At 37.6% G+C, this 707-nt stretch carries 1 pseudogene; it reads left to right on the top strand.

Annotated elements, in window-relative coordinates:
• Positions 1–42: 42 nt before the first annotated feature.
• Positions 43–707, top strand: a pseudogene (locus ACFINH_RS10205) (hypothetical protein); the annotation flags it as partial.

Genomic DNA, 707 nt, shown 5'->3' with positions numbered 1-707 from the left:
TTTTCTTCTGAAAAATTTAATCTCCTTAAAGAAAAGCCCAACATGGGTGTTCTCCATGAAACGAAGGTTAAACTTGGTCTTATGAGAGATGAAGCCGAGAAGATAGGAGATAATAGTAAAGTTCATACCTTAGTTGGCATTCAGAAAAAGTTATTAGAGCTTATGGATGATATATCGCCTAAATATAAGAAGGCACGATCATTGTATCATCAATATAGTTCACGTTTAGATGCCATGGATGAAGGTTCCAAAATCCTTAGCAAGTCGGTTAATAAGGATGAATTCAGTAAAATCTTTGATGAATTACCAAAGGCACAACAAGAATACTTTAAAAAGGGCTCAAGAGCAGAACTTTTACAAGGTATGGGTCAAACAAAAGATGAAGTATCCAAGGCAAAGGAGATTTTTGGTACGAATGATCTGTATAAACGATTTGCAAAGATTTATGGAGCCGATAAAGCTTCTGCGGTCAAGAAGGTTATCGAAAAAGAAGCCGATTATGCAGATTTTTATAATAGAATACCAGGTCGTGTAGCGGATGAAAAGATATCATTTAGGCATAACGTCAATATGCCAACGGGTAAACATGATGCAGCTGTACAATTAGCAAAAGCTGCTGGGAAGGCTGCTTGGATTCCTTTCAAAGAGGCGGCGTTTAGAGAGCGTCAACGGATTGAAAAGGATGTTGTCAAATTGTTAACAGGGGG

The organism is Bartonella sp. AA74HLJMH (assembly GCF_042197045.1).
Lineage (GTDB): Bacteria > Pseudomonadota > Alphaproteobacteria > Rhizobiales > Rhizobiaceae > Bartonella.
Note: the sequence above shows the minus strand (reverse complement) of the source record. Positions and strands in the feature narration are given on the sequence as shown.